We start from the raw sequence: 24,570 nt of genomic DNA, 5'->3' as shown, positions 1-24,570 counted from the left end.
TCACGCAGGAGAGGGGACAGGTTGCCATTAATCTACCGTATGCATCACGGGGACAACTGTCAAGAATTGCTCGTGCGGAGCAGCAATTACCAGGGAGTGTTTGGGCCTATAATCGCCGAAAGCGGCACAATCTGCATGTGCCGCCGTACGACGAATCCTGTATAGCTAAGAGTCACTGAATTCTTGGCTCAGTCCAAAGCCAGTAGATTCCCTTACTACTTGACTTCCGGAGAGCCATCGCTTGCTTCAATGAAGATAGCCTGATGCAGTTCTTCATCTGTCGGCTTATAGATGTGTCGGCCAGCTGGATTGGAAAGCTGGATCTCGCTTGCCTGCTTCAACTCAGCTGAGGCCTGTACAATGGGACCATCTACATTTGGTATGAAAGCCGCTTTGCTCCGGTTGGCCACAGCAGTTGGCCCTGATGCGGGTTGGACCTGCTGTTGTTCGTACGAGGTTGTCACGGCGAGTGACTCGCTTAGACCCAACGGTAGGGTAGGTGGAGCATCATCCATTTCTGTAAGCAACTTATGGTTCTCTCGCGGCAAATAGCCTTGAGGATCGATGCCCGGCAAGCCCGGTAGGCCTGGCAGTTCGAATTCGTTTTCTGCTGGCTCAGCCTCTCCTGCATCTGGGAGGGCCTGTGGACCCCCTTCCGGGGGAGCTGAAGTGGTGGCACTCGGGGCCTTAGTTCTCTTGGCAGGACCACGCAAATCTTCCTGATCGGGACGTGGTGGCTGATAAACAGGCAGCTGTTCACGGATGTCGCTCTTCGTTTCCTCGGCCTTGGTGGGGGTCAAGCCAACTTGTTCGCCGGGCCAGGGGCGCCAGTGCGTCTTGTAGGTTCCCCAAGTTTCACGTTTGGGAAGACAATTTCCGTCAGCGGCACATGGACACGGAGTCGGAGGCTGGCATTCGTTTGCCTGGCCCAGGTTTGCTCCGACGATGTCAAATGCCATGACCAGAGCGAGTCCTGAGCTCCACACACCGATACCGATTTTTGACACGCGAGACATGTTACGTCCTTTACACATGCTGAGTTGCTCTTTGCTTTTGACGAGTCGTACGCTTGGATTGACCAATGTTGAAGTCCTTTCGAACTCCGGCCATGAACCTTGTAGTTGACTAGGTCCTAGAACGTGTTACCCAATCCAAATCGTGCTATACGGTTGAGTGCTGAGGTACTAAGTGATACGAATCCGAAGATCGACTCGAATGGCCGCAGGATCTTGGCCACAGTGGCAGTGGCTGCGGAGTAGCGATCTTGAGCGATAAACAGGCGGTCACCCGGCATGAGCTGATAGTTAGTGGCCGTGACAGCACCACGACTAACATCATCCCAATTCACGGGCAGGATCTGCTCGCAACCCACACCATTGGGGGCAGGTCGAGCTATCCACATCCGCGACGATGAAACCTGAGAAATACCGCCAATCGAGGCAACGGCATCAAGCACCGTCTCGTTACCAGTGATCGGCAAGCGAGTGATATCGTCGCCGAAGCCGCCTCCTTGAGTAATCACATAGTAGAGCTTGCTGTTGTAAGCTAATACGTCCACAAAGACTTCGGGACTCTCCAATTTCAGGCTCAATTGCTTTTCAATGGCTTCACGTGCTTCTTCGATCGTCATACCGGCTATGAATGCCGAACCATACGTTCCCAAGTTGACACGTCCATCCGGGCCAACCAAGTGCTGGCCAGTGACTGCCTGGGCACCTGCAGACTGCAAGAGTGAAATCGAAACATCGACATCAGTAAGAATCTGTGAGAGCTGGCGTCGTACTTCGTCTTCAGCTTCTTCAAGGGTGAGGCCTGAGACCTTGATCCGGCCATAGGTTGGGCCCAGGTTGATGCTTCCGTCGGCGTCAACCGAATAGGCATCATCAATTGGCTTGTCAGGGAAGGCACCCGACACACGGACTAATAGTGCGTCGAACGTTTCAATCTTGTGTGGCGATTTTGGTACGAGCTTGACACCTTCAATGAGCAAAATATCCGGCGGCTCGATTACGTAACGCGGCAGCGTCACCTTTTCTAGCTCTCGCGGAACGGAACTCTCGATCGGAGGCTCTGGTGGAGTAACGGGAAAAGGATCCCGCGGCGCAAGAAAGGCGGTACACCCTGAACTTCCCAGCAACACTGCGAGCATCGCAAGTGTCTTGGCTATACCTGTTTGTCGTCTGCTGCTGAGCTTCATTTGAGACTCTCACTTCTAGCGCGGAATGTCCACGGTGTTGGCCCATAAGCAATGAATGGACCACGCAACCGGCAACTGTTTACTAACAGCTACAATGCCTATAATCGGTAGGGTTTAACATCAACTTTGCTCTGAGTTCAAAAAACTGCGGAAATGCAGAGTTGATAGAGCTAGCATTCCTGTCTGGCGGAGATAGCGAGCGGCCCCTGAAACCCTGTTCGGGCGAGCTGATCCACTGAGGGGTTCGGAGCAAAAGCAGTCAGCTATCTGCTATCAGCCAAGGTGCCGATCGAAGAAATGGAGCAGGAGTAAACTGCGATAGCCCCGGACTTTCGGACAGCGGTGGGGGAATGGAATTTGGTGTGCAGAAGGGGGAGAGAAGGATATGGGTTTCGGCCTGCGCGGGAATGACGGTGGGGGCGTGCGTCTCAATGCGGAGCATCGGGCAGTAGCTGCCGAAACAAGCCTACCGCAGAGGAAAGTCTTCGTCACCAAGGGGACTCTCTTCCAACGACATCCGAACGGAGTTGCATGACAATTTGGCAGCGATGACATTATATTCAAGTCACTGCAAATCCGTGTACAAACGTCCGTTGGAGAGTAAAAGGCCTGCGGTGAGTGCCATTGGATTAACGTCCTCCGCAGGGAATCGCTCAGCGAACCTTCAACCGCTCGATTCCCTTGATATGCCCATCCATCATTGAAGCCCCGGCGATGGCTAGGAGACTTCCTTGCCCGCTCGGCATGAGGCGATGAAAGAATCTTGGCGTTTCCAGTTCAGCCGCGGCCTGCCATGCTTCAGCAGGTTCCGCCAGGCGGTAGAGTATTCCGTCGGTGCCGGAAACATAGAGCCCTGAATCCAACCCCCAGGCCGCTATGCCAAATCCCTGCATATCGTCGCCGGGCATCAGCGGGCCTTCCTTCCAAATACCAGTGCTTGGATCGAAAGAATAGACGGTTCGCTGGATGTCGGCATATTCGTCCATGCCACCCAGGACCCAGATTCGATTTTGCCAGGTAGCCAGTGCCAAAGCTCGACGCTGAAAGGGAGGTAGCGGGATTTCTTTCCATTGGGCGTTGTCCCCTGCGGCAGTCTCGTACACTAGCGCGGAGGTTTGCCACTCTCCGCTGCGATCCCCGCTGAGGGTCCAGCCCCCGACGACGTATATCTTTCCATCGAGTGCAACTGCATCATGCGAAGATCGTGCAGCCGGAAGCGGTGGCAAGGCCGTCCATTGTCCCGTTGCAGGATCAAAGCGGGCGAATTCATTCACCGAGTGGAGGTCGTCATCTTCTTGGCGGGAGTTCAGGGCCTGCATCCCTCCAACCCGGTACAGGTTGTCTCCACTGCTCACCAATGCGGTGCCTTGCAGTGGAGTTTCCATATCCAGAAGTTCCCATTCGGTGGGCTCGGTCAAATTGAGTCGTGCAAACGTGCCTGAAAGATTCTCGCGTGAGTGTTGATGAGCTTTCCCTGTGTGGCCGCTGTAAACATAAAGCCAGTCTTTGTTGACCGCCGCCCCGAAACTGGAGACCGCTTCAGGTAGCGGAGGGCCGAAGCTGTCCTTCGTGTTCTTGGGATTCTTGGTCATGGATACCTTCTTAGCAGGTGCTGCCGATTCGCCGCTTGGCTTAAAGTCGAGCGTCAGCGTAGCATAGTTGGCTTGTCCTTTGTAATTCTCTCCTTTGAACTCGCCAGACTTCTCCTTCTCAGAGTGATTGGTCATCAAGCCGACCGTGCTCGCCTTGGCAAGTACAAAAAACACCTTGCCTTCCGCGTCCGTGGTTTCCTCGGAGGTTTCTCCGGCCGAGTCAATCAGCGTAACCACGGCGTCGGCCAGTGGCTTGCCTTCCCACAGGACAGTGGCGGCCAAACCACCCGGTTTGCTCTCAGGAACGATATTAAGCTTTAGCTCAGTAGAAGTCCCATCAGCGATCTTCCCATCAGACGTTGGAAGCAGGTGCTGCGAGAAATAGCACAGCATCGAACCGCCATAGATTCCGTATTCACACACCGTCTCAAGAGCGGTCGGTTTCCCCGCCGGTAGCGACATTTCCAGGCCGATAAAGTCGTCCGTGTCACGTGCTGCGGTTGCTAACTTCTCGCGATTCTCACCTGTGCGGACAAACACTTCCGCAGCCGCAATCGGTACGGGCAGATGGTAGTTGCGATCATGCGGACTCTCGCCGAAAAAGAGTAACCCTGTGCGGGTCTCGCCCGCTGACTCCGAGTCGAGCCACAGAAAATGTGCGGATGCCGAGCTGATCTGCAGGCATGCTGCAACGAAAGTAAGAATTAGACAGACAAGTGAATAGCGAAAGTTCATGACAAAAACCTTTTCGTAGAACTAGGCATCGGTAACGGATCAGGTCCGCCGCGTTGAATCAAAACGAATGATTGACTTCCTCACCGGCGCGAGTCACCAATGCTTTGAGTACTTGGTAGTCGATCTCGGTCGGGACAAAATGTACTGAGCCATCAAGATAAACAAACTGCGCACCGCCAGGATGATCGCTGCGAAAGACGCGGAGAATCTTGTTTGGATCGGGAGTACTGGGTTGGTTATATGTGGCAACATGAAGCTTGTCGTACAAAAACCATTGGATGTTTCCCCAGGCATAGGCCCAATAGCCATTCGCCCAAGTGTGGTCTCCCCACTTCTCTGAACCTGGGGCTTCGGGCCAGGGAATGCCTGGCACGTTGTAACTATTCTCGCCAATGAGAAATGTGTTGGATGTACCATCGACGATACGCGAGAGGGGAAGGCTATATTGAGTTTCCACAACCGCAGTCGAGCCGATCTGAGACACGGCATTCGGGTTCGTAAAGGCCCCATTGGTGTCCGCTGTCGCTCCAAAATCGGTACTAACCGAGAGCATGTAACTCCCCGGCGCAAGTTTTTCGCCCGCACTAAGATTAGGTACCTCGCGCGGGAGTGCCATGGATGGACACATATAAAGATCAATCGGCTGGCTGGTAGTTTCCAGGTTTTTGGCAGAGTAGATCGACTTTGTTAAGTCGTAATTACTGTAGAGATTATTTACTTCCAAGTACGGAAGCAGTGAGACGAACGCACTGCCGAGATTGCTGAATTGATCAGCGCTATTCCCACCACCGGTGACGGCGACCAATCCTCCTCGGCCTTGCAATACTTTGGGCGGGGGGAGTGTCTTTTGAGAATCATGGAAATGTTGGACTGACACACCAATTTGCCGAAGTTTATTGCGGCAACTACAACGACGGGCCGCTTCACGAGCCGCTTGAATTGCTGGCAGCAGCAACGCAATCAATACCCCTATGATTGCGATCACGACCAGCAGTTCCACGAGGCTGAATGCCCGGTGCTGAGTTGCTTGCGTTCGGTGTGGGATGGGAAGCAGTAACATATCAAATAATCCAGCGGCTTGGCCTGCTAGTTAAGTTCGAAAGGACTGCAAGGCAGATTGCTATGGGTGCGGTAGCAGGTTCGGGGACGGCGTTGAGCATGGGCAAGTTGGGGCCTGTGAAATTTCTCTGCCAAGCAAGAAAATCGGCTCCATCTGTGTCGCCGTCTCCATTAGCGTCGGCCCCGGAGTCGATGCCGAAGTGAGTTTGCCAGTCCCCAAGATCGTCGGCATCTATATCGTGATCTCCGTCGAAATCACCGGGGGTGCGTTCAGTCAAAACTGTGTAGTCGATTTCAAGCGTTGGTGCAGAAGCCACGCCGAAGCTCACAAAAAGCGATTCTTTTGAATAGAACGCAGGAAAGTCACTCATGATTCCATTGTGAAATCCGCTCACATCATGAAGGGATGTGATGAAGACACCCACTTGGCCAGTGGTCAGCGATTGCTGGAAGTATTCCAATACCCCCGGCTTCTGTAAGTCCACTTCCAAAGAGAAAACGGATCCGCCCGGCACAGCTTGTCCTGCATTTAATCCGGCTACAGTACCCACAGCCCAAGGAGTTGTATTCCAAGGATCTCGCAAAACATCGAGCAATTGTGGTTCGTCTTCTCCGTCAAGCACGAACGTACCTTCACCACCTGGGCTATTGAACACGTTGCCAAAGTTTCCGGTTCCATCGTCCCCCAACGGATAGACATTAAACGTCCTTTCGAGCGTTGGAACGTTGGGCCATAACGGACTAGACTCCTCGAACTCAGGTGGGAAAGAGTCGTTCGTGTCAAAGCCAAGCCTCTCGTAATCATTCGCGTAGCCAATCCCGAAGAGCTCTATTGGATTGCCCGGATCATCCGTGCCTTCGGATATTGCACTTAGTGAGTCGACTGATGGGTCGTAAATAACCTGACGGCCATCATCCACGAAATCAATCGTGAACCTCACCGAATTGAGCGTATAAAGCGCGGGGTTGAGCAAATCGGTTTGACTGGCAGTATTGAATCCCAGCATGAAAGAGCCAGCCCGTGATTGGGAAAACTCAGAGCTGACTCCGTAGTTGGTAAAGGTAGACATCTCGGTCTTTAACCCGGGAGTTGTATCTCCCAGGTGAAACCAGCGATCAAGTTCGGGCTCGCTCCAAATAGCAATCTCGCCCCGTGTTGGGGCAGTGAAGACCAGCAGTAGGCAGGCGGCCTTCCACAGCACTTGGCAGCTTGAAGCAGCAATGCTTGTCATTCGAAATACCCGCGTCGCCCCAATGAAAGGAAGTTACCTGCAAACTTACTTCTGCGAGACAGACCCAAGAGTGCTCCCAGGCAACTCAATAGCAGAGTCGTCGGTTCCGGAGTCTTAATGGCGACTTGGTCCAAATCGAAAGTTATGTTCTGATCGACGCCGGCCAAACCAGCAGGAATGGAGACTCCGATCTGCATGCGACCGATATTGTCGAATACCGTAGCGAAGCTTTCCCCTTCAAAGGTGACAAAGTTCGGACTTGAGGGGGTGATCGAAAAGTTCAATTCGGTCCAGGTATTTCCCAAAACAGGTGCAAACTGCACAGATGTAGCGCCAGGGAAGTTGACGGAATCTGCAAAACGAGTGAAGAAGGTTAATGGGACCGGAGAATCATGTCGAACGAAGACGCTAAACTCTCGCACGCCGTCTGCAATCCAATTGCCGAAAAAGTTGCCGCCACTCGCAGGGCCGCCAGGGGTGGTCTCTCCTCGGAATACAACCGGTCCCTGATCTCCAAAAACGGAGTTAAGGAAATTGAAACTCCCCGAGGCATAGCTGCTTCCATCGGGTCCACCTGCAGCATTGAACGACAAGAGTGCGGAATTATTAAAATTAGTCCACAACTCAGAATCAGATGCAAAATCCTCCTGAAACGGGACCGTTGTCACAGCAAAACTGCTGATATGAATGAACAAGCAGATGGAAAAGCTCAAAACTATTCGCAGGAAATATTTCATTCTAAGGCGACCGCAAAGCTGGAAATTACGTGGAAAACTAGCCATTTTCTGTTGATACTGACTCTCAAAAGCGATAAGATAACAAGTATTTAACGCACTTCAAGTGCGAAAAATAAGAGTTTCTCAGAATAATAAAAAACAACTTGTCATTAAATGACGAATAGTCAATAATTGAGGGTCATGCAAACACTCACTCGAAAAGAACGGGAAAAGCAAGAACGGGAATCCAAAATCCTGCAGCTCGCGAGCGCGATGTTAAAAGAATCCGGATATCTGGGTTTAAGTATGGATCGAATTGCTGCGGAGATGGAGTATTCCAAAGGAACGATCTACCAGCATTTCCCTAACAAAGAGGAGATCATACTTTCGCTTGCCAACGAAGCGCTCAAAAAGCGACTTGATATGTTCGAGACCGCCTCTGCTTGGAACGCAACTTCTCGACAGAGAATGGCGGCTATCGGAGCCGCTGCTGCTGAGTTTGTGCGAATTCACCCAATGTACTTCGCTGTCGATCAGCTCGTCCGATCGGCTTCGATCTGGGAAAAAACGAGCGATCAGCGACGCCAATTTATGCAGAATTGCGAAGCTAGTTGCATGCGAATCGTTGGAGGGATTGTGAATGACGCGATCACAGACGGTGACCTCCGCTTAGCAAATAACATGACTGCTGAAGTGTTGGTCTTCGGACTGTGGTCAATGAACTTTGGTGCGTACTCAATAATTACCTCAAGCGACAGTCTGGAGCAGGTGGGACTTCCCGAACCTGAAATAGCTCTTTGGCACAACCAGAATTTACTCTTGGACGGTTACGGCTGGACGCCACTGTCAAGCGACTTCGATTACTTCCACACCTTTGAACAAGCAAAGCAAGAACTATTTGGCGGCAGAACTCCTAACGAGCCGTGAATTTTTTTGTTCAGAAAATGACGAGGCGTCAAGAAATGACTAAACGCAGATTTTTAGTTGCAATGGGTATTCTTACGGCCTTTTGTGTCGCCGCCTTGGCTGTGATTCGCATGGATGTACTGGCCGAGGAAGTGCCCTCAACTGAGGCTCATCGAGAAGCCAGTCCTCTGATTGTCAATACGCTCGAAGCTGTGGAAATGGCTAGCTACGAACGAGAGCGGGTTTACACAGGGATGCTCAAGGAGTCCCGGCGCAGTCAGCTAAGTTTTCTTCAGGGTGGAGAAATTACCGAGATCTTAGTTGATGAAGGAGACGCAGTTACCAAAGGACAGATTCTTAGCCGTCTCGATTCCCGCCATATTCAAGCCGGGCGTTTGCAACTCGAAGCACAGCTCTCCGAAGCGAATGCCGTTCTGGCTGAACTCGTTGCCGGCCCTCGCCAGGAAGCAATCTCCGCCAAGCAAGCCGAATTGCGTGCGCAGAAAGCAAGGAGCGAGTCTCTTAAGAAACAGGTCGCTCGACGCGGCACTTTGGTTGATACCAACGCCGTATCGAGAGAGGAATTTGAGACAGTATCCTTCGATCTTCAAGCCACGATTGCAGAGGTCGAGCGATTACAAAGCGAACTAGATGAGTTGCTTGCGGGCACACGCGATGAGCAGATAACCGCCCAGCAAGCTCGCATTTCCCAATTGCAAGCCACCCTGCTTGATGTCGATCACGACTTGGAAGACGCAGTTCTCAAGGCGCCCTTCGCAGGTCGTATAACCCACAGATATGTCGATGAGGGCACCGTTGTAAGTAGTGGTAGTTCCGTGCTCGAAATTCTAGATGACACCGATCTTGAAGCTTGGATCGGCCTTCCAGCATCCGCTTCAAATCAACTTAGGGTTGGGGAAAGTTGTCATCTGAGTATTGATGGGAAGGAGGTCACCGCGGTTATTCAATCGATGTCTTCCGAAGTCAACCAGGCGACGCGAACCAGGATGGTTCGTCTCCGCGTTGGAGCAGGCAGAGAGCTGCAATTGTTGCCTGGTCAAGTCGTTCGGATGGCTGTCTCTGAGACGGTGTTGGATTCCGGTTTTTGGGTTCCGACTGCCTCCTTGACCAAGGGTACCAAAGGGTTGTGGTCCGTTTATGTCGTGCACTCTAAGAGCGACAATCCTGTTGCGGCTCGAAGCGACGTGGAGCTGCTTGACACAGTAGGCGATCGATCGTTTGTGCGGGGTGCATTCAAAAATGGAGACCAGATAATCACCGATGGCACACACCGTATCGTTGCCGGTCAACGAGTGATTCCCCAAGCGAAGTTGGTAGTCCGCTCCGAGAATTAACGCATATGCAATCAGACAACTCAAGAAATCAGCTGACGCCGACTTCGAGCCCGTGGAGTCTACTCTATGACAATCGTCGATTGCTTGTTATGGCAATAGGACTCATCGTGGTGGGAGGTCTCTCCTCATTTATCGTATTGCCTCGTATGGAAGATCCGTTGCTAACCCAACGTGCAGCGATCATAAATACGCTTTATCCCGGTGCCAGCCCCGAACGTGTCGAATCACTAATCACAGAGAAGCTGGAGGATGAACTGCAGGAAATCGAGGAGATCAAGGAACTTCGCTCATCAAGCCGCAGTGGTATTTCGACGATTACGATTGAACTCAAAGACAACGTTTATGCCGTCGATGAGGTGTGGTCTCGCGTGCGAGACAAGATCGCTGATGCCGAACCTCTACTCCCGGATCAAGCTAGAGAGCCAAACTTCGACAAACTCGAGGTGACAGCCTACGCTTCGATCGTTGCTCTCCAATGGAATCTCCCTGGAGAACCGAACTATGCCATCCTGCGCCGAAAGGCAGAACTGCTGGAAGATCTCCTCAGAGCGATTCCGGGCACTCGCGAAGTCGATACTTTCGGAGCACCTCAAGAAGAAATACTTGTGGAAATCAAACAGCACGAACTTGGTCCCTTAGGTTTGTCTGTCGGAGAAATCACACGCCAACTGCGGGCCAGCGATGCGAAGGTTTCGGCGGGGTTGTTGCGAACGGACCAAGACACCTTTGTCATAGAAGTCGATACGGCATTTGACTCTCTAGAGCGGATTCGGCGACTTCCAATTGCCAGTGGAGCTAATGGCAGTTTCGTTCCATTGGGGGATATCGCTGATATTAGCAAAGGAGTTACTCAACCCCTGAGCAGTCTGGCATTGGTAGGTAGCAAGTCTGCCATTGCTTTGGGGACTTTAGTCAGTAGCCAGCAAAGAGTTGATCTTTGGACTGCCGACCTGGAATCAGTACTATCCGAGTTCGCTGAGCAACTCCCCGCTGGTGTGGAGCTAAAGGTATTGTTCGAGCAGAACGAATATGTCGCCGTGCGACTTGCGACTCTCCTGAAAAACCTCCTGCTAGGCGCCATGGCAGTCGTAGCCGTAGTCTGGTTCATGATGGGTTGGCGGAGCGCTATCGCAGTCGGCTCAGCACTCCCTTTGGCATCTCTCATGGTGCTCTCAGGAATGCGACTACTCGGTGTGCCACTGCATCAGATGTCGATTACAGGCTTGATTATCGCTTTGGGACTCTTGATCGACAACGCTATCGTAATGGTGGATGAGGTTCGCACCCGAATCGCTGGTGGAGTCTCTCGCCAACAGGCCGTGGCTCGGAGTACAAAGCACTTGGCGATTCCGCTATTCGGATCGACTGTCACGACAGCCCTTTCGTTTGCACCGATCGCACTCATGCCTGGTCCTGCCGGGGAATTTGTCGGTTCGATTGCGATTAGCGTTATTCTGGCAGTTGCCAGTTCGCTTATCCTAGCGCTTACGGTGACTCCTGCGATCATTGCAATTCTCGACAAAGAGCCAAGTCCACAATCTGCGAGTCATTGGTGGACAAGTGGCTACAGTAATGCGTCTCTCTCCGAAACCTATCGCAGTGCGCTCGACTGGATTTTCCAACGCCCCATGGTCGGAGTGTTGGTGGGAGTCCTGTTACCGGTGGCGGGGTTTCTCTCGGCTACCACACTTCAAGAGCAGTTTTTCCCCCCCGCAGACAGGAACCAGTTTCAAGTACAGTTAACGATGCCCACGCAGAGTTCCCTGGAATCGACTAGGCAAGTCGCAGAGTCCGCACGCAAAGTACTGCTAGCGCATCCTGAGATCAGTGAAGTTTCCTGGTTCCTGGGCGAAAGTGCTCCGCCATTCTACTACAACATGCTGGCCAATCGTGCTGGAACACCGCAGTACGCACAGGCCCTAGTGCAGTCGGCCTCTGCAGAGGGCATTAGTGAGCTGATTCAGGACCTTCAAGAGGAACTCAATGGAGCATTCCCTGAGGCTCGCATACTCGTTAGGCAGTTAGAGCAGGGCCCCCCTTTCGACGCACCAGTGGAAATGCGTCTTTATGGTCCGGACTTGGAAGTGTTGCGAGAAGTCGGGGATCAGGTACGCGGTGTTCTTGCAGACACTCCCTATGTGATCCATACAACAGCTAGTCTCTCTGAGACCTTGCCGAAACTTGCCGTAGTCATTGACCAAGAACAGGCACGGCTCGCGAATCTCGATCATCAGGACGTCGCTGAGAGGTTGGACTTTGTCTTGGAGGGTTCTGTCGGAGGCTCTTTGCTCGAATCCACCGAAGAGCTGCCCGTCAGGGTTCGAGTTGGGGATTCCTCACGGGGAAGCATGGAAGAGATTGGTTCACTTGACGTTGGACCTGAATCGAACGCTGCAGAAGTGCCGTTATCTGGGTTGGCAAAGATAACGCTAGTTCCTGAATTATCGGTGATACAACACTTCAATACGACTCGGATGAATGAAGTTCAGGCTTATATTACTGCAGGAACATTACCTGCTCAGGTGCTATCTGATTTCCAAGCCCGTCTGGCGAAGTCAGGCTTTGAAATGCCAAGAGGCTATCGTTATGAGATTGGCGGAGAAGCTTCAAAACGCGACGATGCCATCGGGAACTTGATGTCGAGCGTCAGCGTTTTGGTTGTCCTGATGATTGCCACGCTGGTGCTGAGTTTCAATAGCTTCAGAATGGCGGGGCTGGTCGGTGCGGTGGCAGTCATGTCGGCAGGATTGAGCCTAGGATCTCTCGCACTATTTGACTATCCATTTGGATTCATGGGGATTGTCGGCACGATGGGACTTATCGGGGTAGCAATCAATGATACGATCGTGGTCTTGGCAGCACTCCGCGAGGATGAGGCTGCCCGCTCGGGAGATCCCCCGGCGGTCAGACAGGTGGTATTTCATTCGACTCGCCATGTACTTTCAACCACTTTGACGACCGTGGCAGGATTTATCCCACTAATTCTGGGTGGTGGAGGGTTCTGGCCCCCGTTGGCAACCGCGATTTCTGGCGGTGTGATTGGGGCAACTTTGCTGGCGCTCGTTTTTATCCCTTCGGCATTTATTCTCGTCATGTGCCCCAAGTGCATCGGCAAAAAGAGCGAAATTGCTGCTGAAAGGCAGTTGTCACAAGTCTCTCACGGGAATCTGGTTGGAGCTATGAGCTGAGATGTTTTGGGGGCGCACTTGTCAGATATATCGCCCATTTTCTCACGGCTCAAATGCTAGGCAGGTTAGCTGGAGTAAGGACTCATAAAATTCTCCAATCTCAAAGCGTGAGCCCATTGACCCATTATCCGTTCTGATCTAGAATCTGCGATTCGCCACAAGTCGTTGGCGATAGCGATAGGTGTGTTCTTTGATATTTGGGTTTCGAGTCCTGTTTGGTGGGGAATTATTGTGTCCGCAGCTAAGGAAGTTATTCGAATTCGTATGGAAGCGTACGATCACTCGGTCTTGGACCAGAGTGCTATAGAGATTGTGGATACTGCCAAGCGAACCAATTCCGAAGTGCATGGCCCCATTCCGTTGCCGACGCGAATTGAGCGTTATACGGTTTTGTCGGGTCCCCACGTCGACAAAAAGGCGCGTCAACAATTTGAGATTCGAACCCATAAGAGATTGATCGACATCGTTCAGGCCACTGCCAAGACCATTGAAGCGCTCAATAAGCTGAGTCTTCCGGCAGGCGTCGATATCAAGATCAAGGCAACCACGGCATAGAAACTAAATAGCAATTCCTATCCGGTTTATTCTGGGTAATTCATATGTAACGGAAGTTGTGTAGGTAAGCCTTGCTGCGGCGAGTGTCTCCTGCATCAGCGGACAACTGACTTCGAACAAACGGGCCGGCAACGGAAAATTGTCTAGGGATCAACTACATGGCTAAAGACGAGAGAGTTGTCGGCATATTGGGTCGAAAGATCGGTATGACGCAGATTTTCGATGAATCGGGCCAATCGGTACCCGTGACTGTCTTGCAGGCTGGTCCCTGTGATGTTCTGCAGGTCCGTACTTCCGATCGCGATGGCTACGAAGCCGTTCAGTTGGGTTATCTTGATAAACCCCGTCGCTTGGCTTCCCGCGCTCAGCGCGGTCAGGTGGCCAAGCTCGACAGCAAGCGCAGCAAGAAGAGGTCAGCGGCTGGTGTGGAGCTATTGGCCAAGGCCAATTGCGAGCCCAAGCGATACGTTCGCGAGATTCGAGGTCCTGCTGGCGATTTGGATGTCGGTAGTCTGGTGAAGGTCGATGCTTTTGAGGGAGTGGCGACCGTGGATGTCGTCGGCACCAGCAAGGGCCGCGGTTTTTCAGGAGCGATGAAGCGACACAACTTCTCCGGCCAGCGGGCGACTCACGGTGTAAAGAAGTGTCATCGCCATCTGGGGGGTACCGGTTGCAGTGCCTCGCCTAGTCGGCTCATGAAGGGCGTAAAGATGCCGGGTCAGTATGGTGCGGCACGTTGCACGGTCCGCAATCAAAAAATTGTGCGAATCGATGCGGAGAACAATCTGCTGCTGGTGAGGGGTGCTGTCCCTGGCCCCAACGGCGGCTACGTAGTAGTCAAGAAAAGTAACAAGATGTAAATCGGACTGGTTGCTTCAGCGACCAGTTCTTGTTGGATAAACAAAGCCATGCCAAAACTCACTGTTCACGATGCTAAGGGAAAGAAGGTCGGCACCTATACCATCGAGCCGACCGATTTCGCTCCGCGCATCAATAAGCAGTTGCTGCACGATGCGGTCGTCATGTACCAGGCCAATCAGCGGCAGGGTTCCCACATGACCAAGACCCGCAGTATGGTTGCTGGTTCGTCGAAGAAGCTGTATCGGCAAAAGGGAACAGGTAACGCCCGTGCCGGCTCAAGGCGGAGCGGTACTCGCACGGGTGGTGGTCATATTCACGCCATCAATAATCGTGATTACTCCTATTCGCTTCCTCGCAAGGCGCTGCGTTTGGCAACGCGAATGGCGATAGCCTCAAAAATTCGCGACGATCAAATCACATTAATCGACAAGCTGGAGTTTTCTGAGCCGAAGACTCGCGAAATGGTCAGTGTTCTCGGTCACCTGGGTTGCCAGGGAGAATCGCTTTTGATTGCCACGGCCGGTTATTCTCCCAATGTTTACAAGAGTGCTCGCAATATCCAGAGGGTGGCTGTTTCGCCAGCTGCTGAGTTGAATGCCTTAAGTGTGTTGTCCGCTCACAGGTTGGTGATTACGACCGAGGCGCTCGATCAGTTGAAGACAAATTCCGGTGCCAATGGCGCTGCCAAGCAAGAATAGATAGTCATATAAGACAAGATCATGCCCAGACATATCCCTCAAGCCACGAGCATTATCCTCCAGCCTCACCAGGTGATTTTAAAGCCGTTGGTGACGGAAAAGGGAATGCATCGATCCACCCGCAACAATGCTTACGCCTTTGAAATCAATCGTTTGGCAACCAAGCAGGATGTGAAGCGGGCCGTGGAAGAGTTGTTTGAAGTGCGGGTGTTGAAGGTGCACACGCAAAATCGTAAGGGAAAGCCGCGTCGCACGAAGATGCAGCTCGGTCATACGAAGGACTGGAAGAAAGCCATCGTGACGCTCGACGACGAGCATCGAATTGAATTGTTTTAAGAGAAGGCACGAGTTGCGAGTTGTGAGTCGCGAGTTATTAATCTCGCAACTCAAAGCTCGAAACTCGTAACTAAATCATGGGTATCCGAAAATACAAACCGACTACACCAGGCCGTCGCGGAGCGAGCGTAAGTGACTTTGCTGAGCTCACTCCTGGCGCCAAGCCGGAGAAGAGCTTACTGCGCCCGAAGCCCAAAAAGGGTGGTCGTAATTTTCAAGGGAAGATTACTGTCCGGCATCGTGGTGGTGGTCATAAGCAACGCTATCGGTTGATCGACTTCCGTCGTAACAAAGACGGTGTGCCGGCCAAGGTGGATTCGATTCAGTATGACCCCAATCGCTCAGCGCGCATCGCCTTACTGCACTATGCGGATGGTGAGAAGCGCTACATTATTGCCCCGGATGGTTTGAAGCAGGGCGACAAAGTGCAGAGTGGTGCCGAGGCGCCGGCCAAGGTGGGGAATTGTCTGCCGCTGGCCAAGATGCCTTTGGGGACCGAGGTTCATAATGTTGAGTTGCGTGAGGGTCGCGGTGGTGTGCTTTGTCGCAGTGCCGGTACCCACGCCACGCTGATGGCTCGCGAGTCAGATTGGGCTCAGATTTCACTGCCCAGTGGTGAGATACGTCGTATTCCGTCGGCTTGTCGGGCCACCGTCGGCACGACGAGCAATGGCGACCACAGCAGCATTGTCCTGGGTAAGGCAGGTCGCAAGCGATGGATGGGGCGTCGTCCGCACGTTCGTGGTACGGCGATGAACCCTATCGACCATCCACACGGTGGTGGCGAAGGACGTACTAAGGGTGGTCGCCACCCAGTAAGTCCTACGGGCCAGAGCGCCAAGGGTGGAGCGACTCGCAATCGTCGTAAGGCATCCAATAAGGCGATCATCCGTCGACGTAAGAGTCGCCGCTATGGTCAATTGAAGTTACCGAAAAACTAGGGAGGAGTCATTGGTCATTGGTCGTTAGTGATTGGCCTGAGAAGGCTAGGCAAATACTTACTAACTACTAATAGCTAATTGCTAAAGGCTAACTATGGGACGTTCACTGAAGAAGGGTCCGTTTGTTGATCCCAAGCTGTACTCGAAGGTTGACAAGCAAAATGATTCGGGACGCAAGGAGCCAATCACTACGTGGGCGAGGGCGTGTACGATCATTCCTGAATTCGTGGGACACACTTTTATGGTTCACAACGGCAAGCAGCACCTCAAGGTGTTTGTGACAGAAGACATGGTTGGCCATAAGTTGGGTGAGTTTTCGCCGACGCGAAACTTCCGTGGCCATGGTGGTAAGGGCGGCAAGAGATAGGGAATTGCGTTAGTTAGGTAGTTGGAAGGCAGAAAGCTTTCTTGCTAAAGGCTAAATACCAAAAGCTAAGAGCTCAAAAATGGCATACACTGCAATACACCGACACGCCCGCATCAGCGCATCCAAGGTTCGCCCCTTGGCTCAGTTGATTCGTGGTAAGAAAGTGGACGATGCCTTGTCCATCCTGCGTTATCAGCCCCAGCGAGGGGCTCGGATGCTCGAGAAGGTGCTTAAGAGCGCGCTCGGCAATGCCGAAGACTTGCGGGCGCCTAACTTGGGTGGCTTGCGAGTGGTTGACGCTCGCGTGGATGGAGGCCCTATGTTCAAGCGGGTTCGTCCCCGCGCCCGTGGTATGGCACACATTATTAAGAAACGTTTCGCACACATTCACGTATCGATCGAATAATCCCCGACGGACGGGTCGCTTTAGCGACCAGTTCTTAACCCGAGACACGAACACATGGGTCAAAAAGTCAATCCAATTGGTTTTCGCACAGGCATTATGCTGGGCTGGAAGAGCCGCTGGTATGCCTCAAAGAAAGAGTTTTCGGACCTTCTGATCGAGGATCATAAGATCCGGAAATTCGTACACCAAAAATACAAGTTCGCCGGCATTCCTAAGGTGGAAATTGAGCGGACCCGTGACGAGGTGAAGGTGATTTTATTTGCCGCCCGTCCGGGTGTCATCATCGGTCGTAAGGGCCAGGAAGTCGAACAACTGCAGGATGAATTACAGGCCCTGGTGGGTCGGCGAATCAACATCAAGATCGAAGAAGTATCGCGTCCTGAGTTGCAGGCCCAACTGGTGGCCGAGGATATCGCTGAACAACTTAGCAAGCGATCAAGTTTTCGTCGCACGATGAAGCGGTCGCTTGAGCAAACAATGGAAGCAGGTGCCAAGGGCATTAAGGTGCAGTTGGCAGGCCGCTTAGGTGGAGCCGAAATGGCTCGCCGTGAAAAGCAGATAGCTGGGTCGATACCGCTAAGTACCTTGCGGGCAAAGATCGACTACGGTTTTGTTGAAGCCAAGACAGCACAGGGCCATATTGGCGTTCAAGTTTGGATTAACCAAGGTATGTACGAGGACGAGATCGATGGCGCTGATGCCCAAGAGGGTCAAGCACAGAAAAAGCCAAAGAGGTCGTATAAGAGGTAACGCCACCCGTGGAAATCGAGTCGTCTTTGGCGAATTCGGTTTGCAAGCCATGGAGGGGGGGTGGATTAGTGCCCAAACGATCGAGGCAGGACGTATCGCCGCGCAACAATATGTGCGTGGTGAAGGAAAGCTCTATATCCGGATCTTTCCTCACAAGTCGATTACGTCCATTCCTTTGGAAACGAGAATGGGAAAAGGCAAGGGTGAACCTGAGTTTTGGGCGGCAGTCGTCCGGCCAGGGACTGTCCTGTATGAGGTATCCGGCGTGACCGAACAGGCCGCTCGGATCTGCCTGGCACGCTTGGCGCACAAGATGCCCATTAAAGTTCGAATGGTAAAGAGAACTTAGACCTTAACTGTTCGTAAGCAGTTGAAAATAGATCAGCTAAAAACTAACAGCTAACCGCAAATAGCTAACAATGACAAAAGCCAAAGAATTACGCGACATGAGCGACGAGCAGTTGGAGCTGACGCTTAATGAAGCCGTTGAAAACTTGTTTCGCTTTCGCGTGCAGGCTCAGACGGATCGTTTAGATGCCCCCAGCGAATTGCGGAAACAGCGTCGGCTGATTGCTCGCATTAGAACCATTCAAACTGAAAAGGCGGCTTCGGCCGTTGCACAAACCGCATAAGCTGAAAGCCGATAGCTGAGAGCTAACCAATGCCTAAGAAACAATTAATTGGCGTCGTCACAAGCGACAAGATGAACAAGAGCCGCCGTGTAGAGATCGGCCGTTTGGTCAAGCATCCTATGTTCGGCAAGTTCATTCATCGTCGGACCGTTTGCCATGTGCATGATGAGAATAACGAATCAAATCTGGGGGATACAGTCGAGATTATCGAATGTCCTCCCAAGTCGAAGCTAAAGCGCTGGGACCTGGTGCGAGTCGTTGCCAAGAACCAGCAAGTTGACATTGTTGCGATGCGTGCCGCTGCCAAAGCTGAGCAAGCCGCTGCTGAAGGAACCTGATTTCAGGCCCGAAGCCCTGTCATTAATCCAATATTAAAATATCCGAGTCGTTTGAGGCTTAAGTCATGATCCAGATGCAAACCCGCCTTGCCGTTGCCGATAACACCGGTGCCAAGGAAGTGATGTGCGTCAAGGTGTTAGGAGGAAGCCGCCGGCGCTTCGCCAACGTGGGAGACGTGATCGTTTGCAGTGTTAAAAGCGTCATCCCCGGCAGTGATGTCAAGAAAAAATCAGTGGTTCGAGGCGTTATCGTTAGAGCAAAGTACCCTACTCGCCGCACCGACGGTAGTTATGTAAAGTTCGATTCAAATGCGGTGGTGTTGATCGACAAAGACAACAACCCCCGCGGGACGCGTATTTTTGGTGCGGTAGCCCGTGAACTCCGCGAACGTAAGTTCATGAAGATCGTCAGTCTTGCCAACGAGGTTATTTAAGCATGTTGATTCGTAGTGGAGACCATGTCGAAGTAATCGCCGGAGCCGATCGGGGCACGAAGAGTCGTGTTATCCAGGTCGATCGCACCACTGGCAAGGCTTTGGTGGAAAACGTCAATCGTGTGTACAAGCATGTGCGGAGAAGTCAGAAGCATCCTCAGGGTGGCCGGCTAAGCAAGGAAATGCCGTTGCAGTTGTCCAACTTGTTGTACATTTGCTCATCCTGCGGATCGCGTACTCGTCTGGGTGCCCGTTTCAGTGCGGAGGGGGCGAAGGAACGTTTCTGCAAAAAATGTGGTGCCAGCGCTGGGGAGATTTCTCCAGCTCATGTGGGTCATGCTAAAAAGTAAAGGGGTTCGCCTGCGACCAGTTGGCGGCCACTTATACAAACAAGTAATTAAGAAACTAACATCAACCGTTCCATGACAGCTCGCTTACAAGAACAATACGTGAAAGAGATTCTCCCCAGCTTGGCTGACAAGTTGGGTCGTACGAATCAACATTCGCTGCCCAAGCTCCAAAAGATCGTGGTCAGCATGGGTGTAGGGAGTGCTATTTCCGACAAGAAGCACATGGAAGACGCCTTGTCGGCCTTGACCGAGATCAGTGGTCAAAAGCCAATGGTCTGTCGGGCCCGGAAATCCGTTGCGGCATTCCGACTCCGCGAAGGTTCGCCAATCGGTTGCAAAGTGACCTTGCGTGGCCGGCGTATGTACGAGTTTCTCGATCGCTTGATCTCGATCGTGTTGCCTCGCGTTCGTGACTTTCGTGGGCTCAACCCCAAGGCGTTTGATAAGCAAGGGAATTACAGCCTGGGGCTCAATGAGCAACTGGTGTTTCCCGAGTTGAATCCAGATAAGTATTCCCGACCCCAGGGGATGAACATTGCCTTGTGTTGCTCGACGAATTCGGACAACGAGTCGCGAGAGTTGCTCAGCGGTTTTGGCATGCCGTTCCGCACGGAAGAAGAAAAAAATAAATAACTTAAGCGAGGCGATTCTCCCTCTAAGAGAATCGCAAGTAGTTTTGAAAGGACAGTAAGTCACGTGGCCAGTAAATCAAAAATAGCGAAGGCCGAGAGAAAGCCCAAGTATTCATCGCGTGCTGAATCGCGTTGTAAGCTCTGTGGCAGACCTCGCGCCGTTTATCGCAAGTTTGGTATTTGTCGAATTTGCTTTCGGCAGTTGGCGGATAGAGGGTTGATCCCTGGCGTCAAAAAGGCGAGTTGGTAAGAAGCTTTAATTAGTGAGATGTAAAACCCTGTAGGGGGACCAGAAAACTATGATGACCGACCCTATTGCCGACATGCTCACACGCATTCGCAATGCAGTTTGCATTGAACGGCCTATCGTCGAAATGCCTCATTCCAAGGTAAAACGCGGCGTTGCCGAAGTGCTCAAGCGTGAAGGTTACATCTGGGATTGGCGCGAGGAGAATGCTACCGATATCCCGGGTACTCAGTTGTGTATCGACCTGAAGTATGGCCCGAACGGTGAGCGTGTCATCCGCCATATCAAGCGGGTCAGTAAGCCAGGTCGGCGAGTATACAGTCGGGCCACAGACCTGCGACCCATCTTGAATGGGTTAGGGATTTCGATCATTAGCACGAGTCGGGGAGTGGTTAGCGACCGCGAGGCGCGTCAGAAGAATCTAGGCGGCGAAGTTTTGTGTGAATTATGGTAGTAGAGCGGTTAGCAATTAGCCAGACAGAGGCTTTGCTTACAGCTAACGACTAACAGCTAAGAGCTTTAAGATGTCACGTATCGGAAAAAAACCAATTGCCATTCCATCTGGGGTTAAGGTGGGAGTGTCGCAGCGCGAGATTACTGTCGAGGGAAAACTCGGCAAGCTCGTGTGGTCGCACCGTCCCGAAGTGAGCGTGGAAGTTTTGGAGGATGGCAAAGAGGCCGTCGTCAGCCGCAAAGAGGACAATCGTGAGGGCCGCGCTCTACATGGTTTGACTCGTGCGTTGATTCAGAACATGGTCGTGGGTGTATCGACTGGCTACGAAAAGAAGTTGGAAATCCATGGCGTCGGCTATCTTGGAGCCATCCAAAACAATGTCCTGCAGTTGCGAGTAGGTTTTGCCAACGAAATCCAGAAGCCCATCCCTGCGGGCGTAGAAGTCACTTGCCCTGATCAAACCCACGTTGTAATCCGTGGCATCGACAAGCAAAAAGTCGGACAATTTGCGGCCGAAGTTCGTGCCGTCCGAAAGCCTGAGCCATACAAGGGCAAGGGGATCCGCTACGAGGGAGAGCAAGTCCGTCGCAAGGCAGGCAAGACAGCGAAATAGATTAGTGGCCAAGTCTCGTAGAGACTGAGCTGCAAGGTAAAAAAAGAGAAAGACCATGGACCATAACAAAGCACTCGGCAAACAGCGTCAGCGTCGGCGATATCGCGTTCGTAAGCGCGTACGTGGCACTGCGGACAGGCCGCGCTTGTGTGTCGTTCGAACACTACGCCATATCACCGTTCAGGTGATTGACGATATCGCCGGTGTTACCTTGGCCAGTGCCTCGACAGCTGATAAGGCCCTTGCCAAGCAAGTGAAATACGGCGGCAACTGTGCGGCAGCTGAGGCTGTTGGCAAAATGATAGCCGAACGAGCAACTTCCAAGGGAGTGTCTGAGGTCTGCTTCGACCGAGGTACCTGCAAATATCACGGTCGTGTGGCGGCCTTGGCGAATGCAGCCCGGGCAGCCGGACTACAATTTTAAGATATTAAGCAAGCCGGATGCGTAAGCATCCGATACCTTTCACCTAATCACTATTTACCAAGTGTTGGAGTAAACAACGTGGCTGGTCCTGGTAGAGGCAGACAGAACAAAAAAGACCAAGAAGGCCCGCGCGCAGGCGAGCTGATGGAAAAGGTCGTCAAGATCAAGCGGTGTTCCGCTGTGGTCAAGGGTGGTCGTCGCTTCAGTTTTGCCGCTATGGTGGTCGTAGGCGACGGCAAAGGAAAGGTCGGCTGGGGCTACGGAAAGGCCAACGAAGTTCCGCCCAGTGTGGAAAAAGCAGTGAAGGAAGGGATGCGGAGTATGGTAACCGTCGCCCGTAAAGATTCCACGATTCCCCACGTGGTGAAAGGGCATTTCGGTGCTGCCAGGGTGATCTTGGTCCCCGCATCGGCTGGAACCGGTGTGATTGCAGGCTCGGCGGTGCGTGCTGTATGCGAAGCCGCTGGTATCCACGACATCCTTACAAAGAGCTTTGGCTCTACCAATCCTGTTACCTTGGTTAAGGCGACCTTGGGTGCCCTGGAACAATTGCGTCCCCAGATCGATGTAGAACGCTTACGCGGAGTGACCCTGTCATGATTCTCAATGATGTCCATCGCGGCATACAGAAAAATAAGAAGCGCAAACGCTTGGGCCGTGGTCCAGGTAGCGGGCACGGCAAGACAGCAGGTCGTGGCCACAAAGGCCAGGGCTCTCGTTCCGGCGTTTCGAAACTCTCGATTTGGGTGGGAGGCATGACCCCGTTGGTGCGCCGCGTTCCCAAGCGAGGTTTCCACAATCAATTTGCTCTTGAGGTGGCTGTTGTCAATGTCGGACAGATTGATAAGGCCTTTGCCGCCGGCGAGGAAGTCACGCTCGAAGCACTGGAAGCCAAAAATCTGGCCAAGGGACGCTTCGATCTCTTGAAGGTACTTGGTAATGGCGAGTTAACGAAAAAGCTTAAAATCAACGCCCACCAATTTAGCAAGTCGGCCATCGAAAAAATCGAAAAGGCTGGTTGCGAGATGGTCGTCCTGCCGGGGAAGACTCCAGTCGCCGTGAAGCAACGTGAGAAGAGACAAGCGAAAAAGTCCTAAGTTTGTGCAGATTGAGAGTTTTCAATTTGCAATTTTCAATTTGCAATTCCGATTAGGATGGAGCTATGTGGGAAAAATTTCGCGTTATCTGGCAGATCCCCGAGTTGCGCCGGAAGATTTTGCTCACGTTGGGCCTCCTAGCCATCTATCGATTGGGATTTCAGATCCCGTTGCCGATCGTCGATCCCGTCAAAGTTCAGGCCTCTGCCACGAGTGGGCAATCTGGTGGCATGACCGATGTGCTACAACAGGTAGCCGTCTTTAGTGCTAGCCAGCTAACCCAGGTGACAATCTTTGGTCTGGGTATTATGCCTTACATTTCCGCATCGATTATCTTTCAGCTTTTGGGGAGTGTTTACCCGCCGTTGGAAGCCTTGCAGAAGGAAGGGGAGGCCGGCAGGAAGAAAATCAACGAATACACGCGCTACGCGACCGTCTTGATCTGTGTTATCCAGAGCTGGGTGTATGTGAACGCCTATATTGTGCCCATGCAGTTGGTTGATACTGCTTTTCTCAATCCCGATACCGGCTCGCTTATGTTTAGCTGGAAAGTCGTAGCGGTGCTTACGATGACCGCCGGAACCGTATTTTTGATGTGGATTGGTGAGCAAATCGATGAATTTGGCATCGGCAACGGTATCAGCCTATTGATCATGGCAGGTATTTTGGCAGCCATGCCTGGTGCAGGTTATGAATTAATCAAACAGGCCTCATTTGAATTGGGAGGCGGATCCGGTGGAAAGCTCGGGATCGAGCAACTTATCATGCTCGCGGCCATGTTTGTGGCTGTCGTGGCAGGTGTGGTCTATATCACGCTGGGTCAACGTCGGATTCCTATGCAAAGTGCCAAGCATGTGCGGGGTCGTCGAGTCTATGGTGGGACGCGGCAATATCTCCCCCTCAAAGTGAATCAGTCGGGCGTGATGCCAATCATCTTTGCTAGTAGTCTGTTGATGTTGCCGGCGCTTGTTTTCACTCAGTTGAATAATATTCCTTGGAAAGTTGACGGTTTCTGGGATAACTTCTTTGGTTGGGCCAGCGATGCCTTCTCCCGGGATTCATTAACGTATGTGCTCTTTTATGTGGCGTTGATTTACTTCTTCTGCTACTTCTGGACCGCAATTACGTTCAATCCGAAAGATGTGTCCGAGAATTTGAAAAATTACGGTTCCTTTATTCCGGGCTATCGGCCTGGAAAGCGGACCGCAGACTATTTAGAAAAGGTAATGTTCCGTATTACCTATGTAGGTGCGGGATTCTTAGCCCTAGTAGCTATTATTCCGACGGTTATCTCCACTTCCATGGGGGTTCCCTATCGATTGGCGAGTTTCTACGGAGGAACGGGCCTTTTGATTGCGGTGAGTGTAGCGTTCGATCTGGTGCAAAAGATCGATAGTCATTTGGTAATGCGTAATTACTCGGGTCTGCTAGAAAAGTCATAGGAAGCTGGCAGCT

31 protein-coding genes are annotated in these 24,570 nt (G+C 52.2%); 25 read left to right on the top strand and 6 right to left on the bottom strand.

Annotated elements, in window-relative coordinates:
* Positions 1-215: 215 nt before the first annotated feature.
* Positions 216-1,034 (bottom strand): hypothetical protein, encoded by an 819-nt coding sequence (locus Pla144_RS01680; RefSeq protein ID WP_146447586.1) that lies wholly within the window; start codon positions 1,032-1,034, stop codon positions 216-218.
* A 98-nt stretch (positions 1,035-1,132) separates the two neighbouring features.
* Positions 1,133-2,197 carry a polysaccharide biosynthesis/export family protein gene (locus Pla144_RS01675; protein WP_146447585.1) on the bottom strand — a complete coding sequence of 355 codons (1,065 nt, stop codon included), beginning with the start codon at positions 2,195-2,197 and terminating at the stop codon, positions 1,133-1,135.
* A gap of 385 nt (positions 2,198-2,582) precedes the next feature.
* Between Pla144_RS01675 and Pla144_RS24385 the strand changes: the two genes are divergently transcribed.
* Entirely contained in the window at positions 2,583-2,732 is a 150-nt protein-coding gene (locus tag Pla144_RS24385) for a hypothetical protein (RefSeq protein WP_197530315.1), read from the top strand.
* Positions 2,733-2,850: 118 nt separating this feature from the next.
* Here Pla144_RS24385 and Pla144_RS01670 read toward each other — a convergent pair whose 3' ends face one another.
* From Pla144_RS01670 to Pla144_RS01655, 4 genes are read right to left on the bottom strand one after another with little or no spacing between them, the layout of a single operon-like run.
* On the bottom strand, positions 2,851-4,524 hold the full coding sequence (locus Pla144_RS01670) for a DUF1668 domain-containing protein (RefSeq protein WP_146447584.1): 1,674 nt from the start codon (positions 4,522-4,524) through the stop codon (positions 2,851-2,853).
* Between the two features lie 58 nt (positions 4,525-4,582).
* A complete protein-coding gene (locus Pla144_RS01665) occupies positions 4,583-5,584 on the bottom strand; it encodes a DUF1559 domain-containing protein (RefSeq protein ID WP_146448948.1) in 1,002 nt (333 codons plus the stop codon).
* 1 nt (position 5,585) lies between these two features.
* Positions 5,586-6,815, bottom strand: a complete 1,230-nt coding sequence (locus Pla144_RS01660) for a hypothetical protein (RefSeq protein ID WP_146447583.1) — start codon at positions 6,813-6,815, stop codon at positions 5,586-5,588.
* On the bottom strand, positions 6,812-7,483 hold the full coding sequence (locus Pla144_RS01655; protein ID WP_231936120.1) for a PEP-CTERM sorting domain-containing protein: 672 nt from the start codon (positions 7,481-7,483) through the stop codon (positions 6,812-6,814). The genes Pla144_RS01660 and Pla144_RS01655 overlap by 4 nt, the downstream gene beginning before the upstream one ends.
* A gap of 249 nt (positions 7,484-7,732) precedes the next feature.
* Between Pla144_RS01655 and Pla144_RS01650 the strand changes: the two genes are divergently transcribed.
* The 24 genes from Pla144_RS01650 (at position 7,733) to secY (ending at position 24,557) form a co-directional block, all read left to right on the top strand.
* A complete protein-coding gene (locus Pla144_RS01650; RefSeq protein ID WP_146447581.1) occupies positions 7,733-8,458 on the top strand; it encodes a TetR/AcrR family transcriptional regulator in 726 nt (241 codons plus the stop codon).
* Positions 8,459-8,493: 35 nt separating this feature from the next.
* Complete coding sequence (locus Pla144_RS01645) at positions 8,494-9,792, top strand: efflux RND transporter periplasmic adaptor subunit (protein ID WP_197530313.1); 1,299 nt, start codon at positions 8,494-8,496, stop codon at positions 9,790-9,792.
* A gap of 89 nt (positions 9,793-9,881) precedes the next feature.
* The gene (locus tag Pla144_RS01640; protein WP_231936119.1) at positions 9,882-12,980 is read left to right on the top strand and encodes an efflux RND transporter permease subunit; all 3,099 of its coding nucleotides are present in this window, start codon (positions 9,882-9,884) and stop codon (positions 12,978-12,980) included.
* A gap of 231 nt (positions 12,981-13,211) precedes the next feature.
* Positions 13,212-13,535 (top strand): 30S ribosomal protein S10, encoded by a 324-nt coding sequence (gene rpsJ / locus Pla144_RS01635; RefSeq protein WP_197530312.1) that lies wholly within the window; start codon positions 13,212-13,214, stop codon positions 13,533-13,535.
* 206 nt (positions 13,536-13,741) lie between these two features.
* Positions 13,742-14,395 (top strand): 50S ribosomal protein L3, encoded by a 654-nt coding sequence (rplC, locus tag Pla144_RS01630; protein ID WP_231936203.1) that lies wholly within the window; start codon positions 13,742-13,744, stop codon positions 14,393-14,395.
* Between the two features lie 48 nt (positions 14,396-14,443).
* Positions 14,444-15,094, top strand: a complete 651-nt coding sequence (rplD, locus tag Pla144_RS01625; RefSeq protein WP_146447577.1) for a 50S ribosomal protein L4 — start codon at positions 14,444-14,446, stop codon at positions 15,092-15,094.
* 21 nt (positions 15,095-15,115) lie between these two features.
* Entirely contained in the window at positions 15,116-15,430 is a 315-nt protein-coding gene (gene rplW, locus Pla144_RS01620; protein WP_146447576.1) for a 50S ribosomal protein L23, read from the top strand.
* A gap of 77 nt (positions 15,431-15,507) precedes the next feature.
* Positions 15,508-16,371 carry a 50S ribosomal protein L2 gene (gene rplB / locus Pla144_RS01615; RefSeq protein ID WP_146447575.1) on the top strand — a complete coding sequence of 288 codons (864 nt, stop codon included), beginning with the start codon at positions 15,508-15,510 and terminating at the stop codon, positions 16,369-16,371.
* A 94-nt stretch (positions 16,372-16,465) separates the two neighbouring features.
* Entirely contained in the window at positions 16,466-16,738 is a 273-nt protein-coding gene (rpsS, locus tag Pla144_RS01610; RefSeq protein ID WP_146447574.1) for a 30S ribosomal protein S19, read from the top strand.
* A gap of 79 nt (positions 16,739-16,817) precedes the next feature.
* Entirely contained in the window at positions 16,818-17,144 is a 327-nt protein-coding gene (rplV, locus tag Pla144_RS01605; RefSeq protein WP_146447573.1) for a 50S ribosomal protein L22, read from the top strand.
* A gap of 54 nt (positions 17,145-17,198) precedes the next feature.
* On the top strand, positions 17,199-17,894 hold the full coding sequence (rpsC, locus tag Pla144_RS01600) for a 30S ribosomal protein S3 (RefSeq protein WP_146447572.1): 696 nt from the start codon (positions 17,199-17,201) through the stop codon (positions 17,892-17,894).
* Positions 17,833-18,243 carry a 50S ribosomal protein L16 gene (gene rplP / locus Pla144_RS01595; RefSeq protein ID WP_146447571.1) on the top strand — a complete coding sequence of 137 codons (411 nt, stop codon included), beginning with the start codon at positions 17,833-17,835 and terminating at the stop codon, positions 18,241-18,243. Before rpsC ends, rplP begins: the two co-directional genes overlap by 62 nt.
* Before the next feature lie 70 nt (positions 18,244-18,313).
* The gene (gene rpmC / locus Pla144_RS01590; RefSeq protein WP_146447570.1) at positions 18,314-18,526 is read left to right on the top strand and encodes a 50S ribosomal protein L29; all 213 of its coding nucleotides are present in this window, start codon (positions 18,314-18,316) and stop codon (positions 18,524-18,526) included.
* 29 nt (positions 18,527-18,555) lie between these two features.
* Entirely contained in the window at positions 18,556-18,864 is a 309-nt protein-coding gene (gene rpsQ / locus Pla144_RS01585; protein ID WP_146447569.1) for a 30S ribosomal protein S17, read from the top strand.
* Positions 18,865-18,929: 65 nt separating this feature from the next.
* On the top strand, positions 18,930-19,298 hold the full coding sequence (gene rplN, locus Pla144_RS01580; protein WP_146447568.1) for a 50S ribosomal protein L14: 369 nt from the start codon (positions 18,930-18,932) through the stop codon (positions 19,296-19,298).
* A 2-nt stretch (positions 19,299-19,300) separates the two neighbouring features.
* Positions 19,301-19,648 (top strand): 50S ribosomal protein L24, encoded by a 348-nt coding sequence (gene rplX / locus Pla144_RS01575; protein ID WP_146447567.1) that lies wholly within the window; start codon positions 19,301-19,303, stop codon positions 19,646-19,648.
* A 72-nt stretch (positions 19,649-19,720) separates the two neighbouring features.
* Complete coding sequence (gene rplE / locus Pla144_RS01570; protein ID WP_146447566.1) at positions 19,721-20,281, top strand: 50S ribosomal protein L5; 561 nt, start codon at positions 19,721-19,723, stop codon at positions 20,279-20,281.
* 63 nt (positions 20,282-20,344) lie between these two features.
* A complete protein-coding gene (locus Pla144_RS01565; RefSeq protein WP_146447565.1) occupies positions 20,345-20,530 on the top strand; it encodes a type Z 30S ribosomal protein S14 in 186 nt (61 codons plus the stop codon).
* A gap of 49 nt (positions 20,531-20,579) precedes the next feature.
* Positions 20,580-20,981 (top strand): 30S ribosomal protein S8, encoded by a 402-nt coding sequence (gene rpsH, locus Pla144_RS01560; RefSeq protein ID WP_146447564.1) that lies wholly within the window; start codon positions 20,580-20,582, stop codon positions 20,979-20,981.
* A 70-nt stretch (positions 20,982-21,051) separates the two neighbouring features.
* Entirely contained in the window at positions 21,052-21,594 is a 543-nt protein-coding gene (rplF, locus tag Pla144_RS01555) for a 50S ribosomal protein L6 (RefSeq protein ID WP_146447563.1), read from the top strand.
* A gap of 55 nt (positions 21,595-21,649) precedes the next feature.
* Entirely contained in the window at positions 21,650-22,018 is a 369-nt protein-coding gene (rplR, locus tag Pla144_RS01550) for a 50S ribosomal protein L18 (protein WP_146447562.1), read from the top strand.
* 78 nt (positions 22,019-22,096) lie between these two features.
* Positions 22,097-22,618 (top strand): 30S ribosomal protein S5, encoded by a 522-nt coding sequence (gene rpsE, locus Pla144_RS01545; RefSeq protein ID WP_391580950.1) that lies wholly within the window; start codon positions 22,097-22,099, stop codon positions 22,616-22,618.
* Positions 22,615-23,115 (top strand): 50S ribosomal protein L15, encoded by a 501-nt coding sequence (rplO, locus tag Pla144_RS01540; RefSeq protein ID WP_146447561.1) that lies wholly within the window; start codon positions 22,615-22,617, stop codon positions 23,113-23,115. The genes rpsE and rplO overlap by 4 nt, the downstream gene beginning before the upstream one ends.
* A 65-nt stretch (positions 23,116-23,180) precedes the next feature.
* Positions 23,181-24,557, top strand: a complete 1,377-nt coding sequence (gene secY / locus Pla144_RS01535) for a preprotein translocase subunit SecY (RefSeq protein WP_146447560.1) — start codon at positions 23,181-23,183, stop codon at positions 24,555-24,557.
* The last annotated feature ends 13 nt before the right edge of the window (positions 24,558-24,570 follow it).

This window comes from Bythopirellula polymerisocia (assembly GCF_007860015.1).
Classification (GTDB): domain Bacteria; phylum Planctomycetota; class Planctomycetia; order Pirellulales; family Lacipirellulaceae; genus Bythopirellula; species Bythopirellula polymerisocia.
The sequence above is the reverse complement of the archived record's forward strand: the minus strand, read 5'-3'. Positions and strand labels throughout refer to the sequence as shown.

Coding starts and splice junctions, on each gene's coding strand:
- Pla144_RS01680 (WP_146447586.1), bottom strand. CDS start 1,034: ATGTGTAAAGGACGTAACATGTCTCGCGTGTCAAAAATCGGTATCGGT.
- Pla144_RS01675 (WP_146447585.1), bottom strand. CDS start 2,197: ATGAAGCTCAGCAGCAGACGACAAACAGGTATAGCCAAGACACTTGCG.
- Pla144_RS24385 (WP_197530315.1), top strand. CDS start 2,583: ATGGGTTTCGGCCTGCGCGGGAATGACGGTGGGGGCGTGCGTCTCAAT.
- Pla144_RS01670 (WP_146447584.1), bottom strand. CDS start 4,524: ATGAACTTTCGCTATTCACTTGTCTGTCTAATTCTTACTTTCGTTGCA.
- Pla144_RS01665 (WP_146448948.1), bottom strand. CDS start 5,584: ATGTTACTGCTTCCCATCCCACACCGAACGCAAGCAACTCAGCACCGG.
- Pla144_RS01660 (WP_146447583.1), bottom strand. CDS start 6,815: ATGACAAGCATTGCTGCTTCAAGCTGCCAAGTGCTGTGGAAGGCCGCC.
- Pla144_RS01650 (WP_146447581.1), top strand. CDS start 7,733: ATGCAAACACTCACTCGAAAAGAACGGGAAAAGCAAGAACGGGAATCC.
- Pla144_RS01645 (WP_197530313.1), top strand. CDS start 8,494: ATGACTAAACGCAGATTTTTAGTTGCAATGGGTATTCTTACGGCCTTT.
- Pla144_RS01640 (WP_231936119.1), top strand. CDS start 9,882: ATGGCAATAGGACTCATCGTGGTGGGAGGTCTCTCCTCATTTATCGTA.
- rplC (WP_231936203.1), top strand. CDS start 13,742: ATGACGCAGATTTTCGATGAATCGGGCCAATCGGTACCCGTGACTGTC.
- rplD (WP_146447577.1), top strand. CDS start 14,444: ATGCCAAAACTCACTGTTCACGATGCTAAGGGAAAGAAGGTCGGCACC.
- rplW (WP_146447576.1), top strand. CDS start 15,116: ATGCCCAGACATATCCCTCAAGCCACGAGCATTATCCTCCAGCCTCAC.
- rplB (WP_146447575.1), top strand. CDS start 15,508: ATGGGTATCCGAAAATACAAACCGACTACACCAGGCCGTCGCGGAGCG.
- rpsS (WP_146447574.1), top strand. CDS start 16,466: ATGGGACGTTCACTGAAGAAGGGTCCGTTTGTTGATCCCAAGCTGTAC.
- rplV (WP_146447573.1), top strand. CDS start 16,818: ATGGCATACACTGCAATACACCGACACGCCCGCATCAGCGCATCCAAG.
- rpsC (WP_146447572.1), top strand. CDS start 17,199: ATGGGTCAAAAAGTCAATCCAATTGGTTTTCGCACAGGCATTATGCTG.
- rplP (WP_146447571.1), top strand. CDS start 17,833: ATGGCGCTGATGCCCAAGAGGGTCAAGCACAGAAAAAGCCAAAGAGGT.
- rpmC (WP_146447570.1), top strand. CDS start 18,314: ATGACAAAAGCCAAAGAATTACGCGACATGAGCGACGAGCAGTTGGAG.
- rpsQ (WP_146447569.1), top strand. CDS start 18,556: ATGCCTAAGAAACAATTAATTGGCGTCGTCACAAGCGACAAGATGAAC.
- rplN (WP_146447568.1), top strand. CDS start 18,930: ATGATCCAGATGCAAACCCGCCTTGCCGTTGCCGATAACACCGGTGCC.
- rplX (WP_146447567.1), top strand. CDS start 19,301: ATGTTGATTCGTAGTGGAGACCATGTCGAAGTAATCGCCGGAGCCGAT.
- rplE (WP_146447566.1), top strand. CDS start 19,721: ATGACAGCTCGCTTACAAGAACAATACGTGAAAGAGATTCTCCCCAGC.
- rpsH (WP_146447564.1), top strand. CDS start 20,580: ATGATGACCGACCCTATTGCCGACATGCTCACACGCATTCGCAATGCA.
- rplF (WP_146447563.1), top strand. CDS start 21,052: ATGTCACGTATCGGAAAAAAACCAATTGCCATTCCATCTGGGGTTAAG.
- rplR (WP_146447562.1), top strand. CDS start 21,650: ATGGACCATAACAAAGCACTCGGCAAACAGCGTCAGCGTCGGCGATAT.
- rplO (WP_146447561.1), top strand. CDS start 22,615: ATGATTCTCAATGATGTCCATCGCGGCATACAGAAAAATAAGAAGCGC.
- secY (WP_146447560.1), top strand. CDS start 23,181: ATGTGGGAAAAATTTCGCGTTATCTGGCAGATCCCCGAGTTGCGCCGG.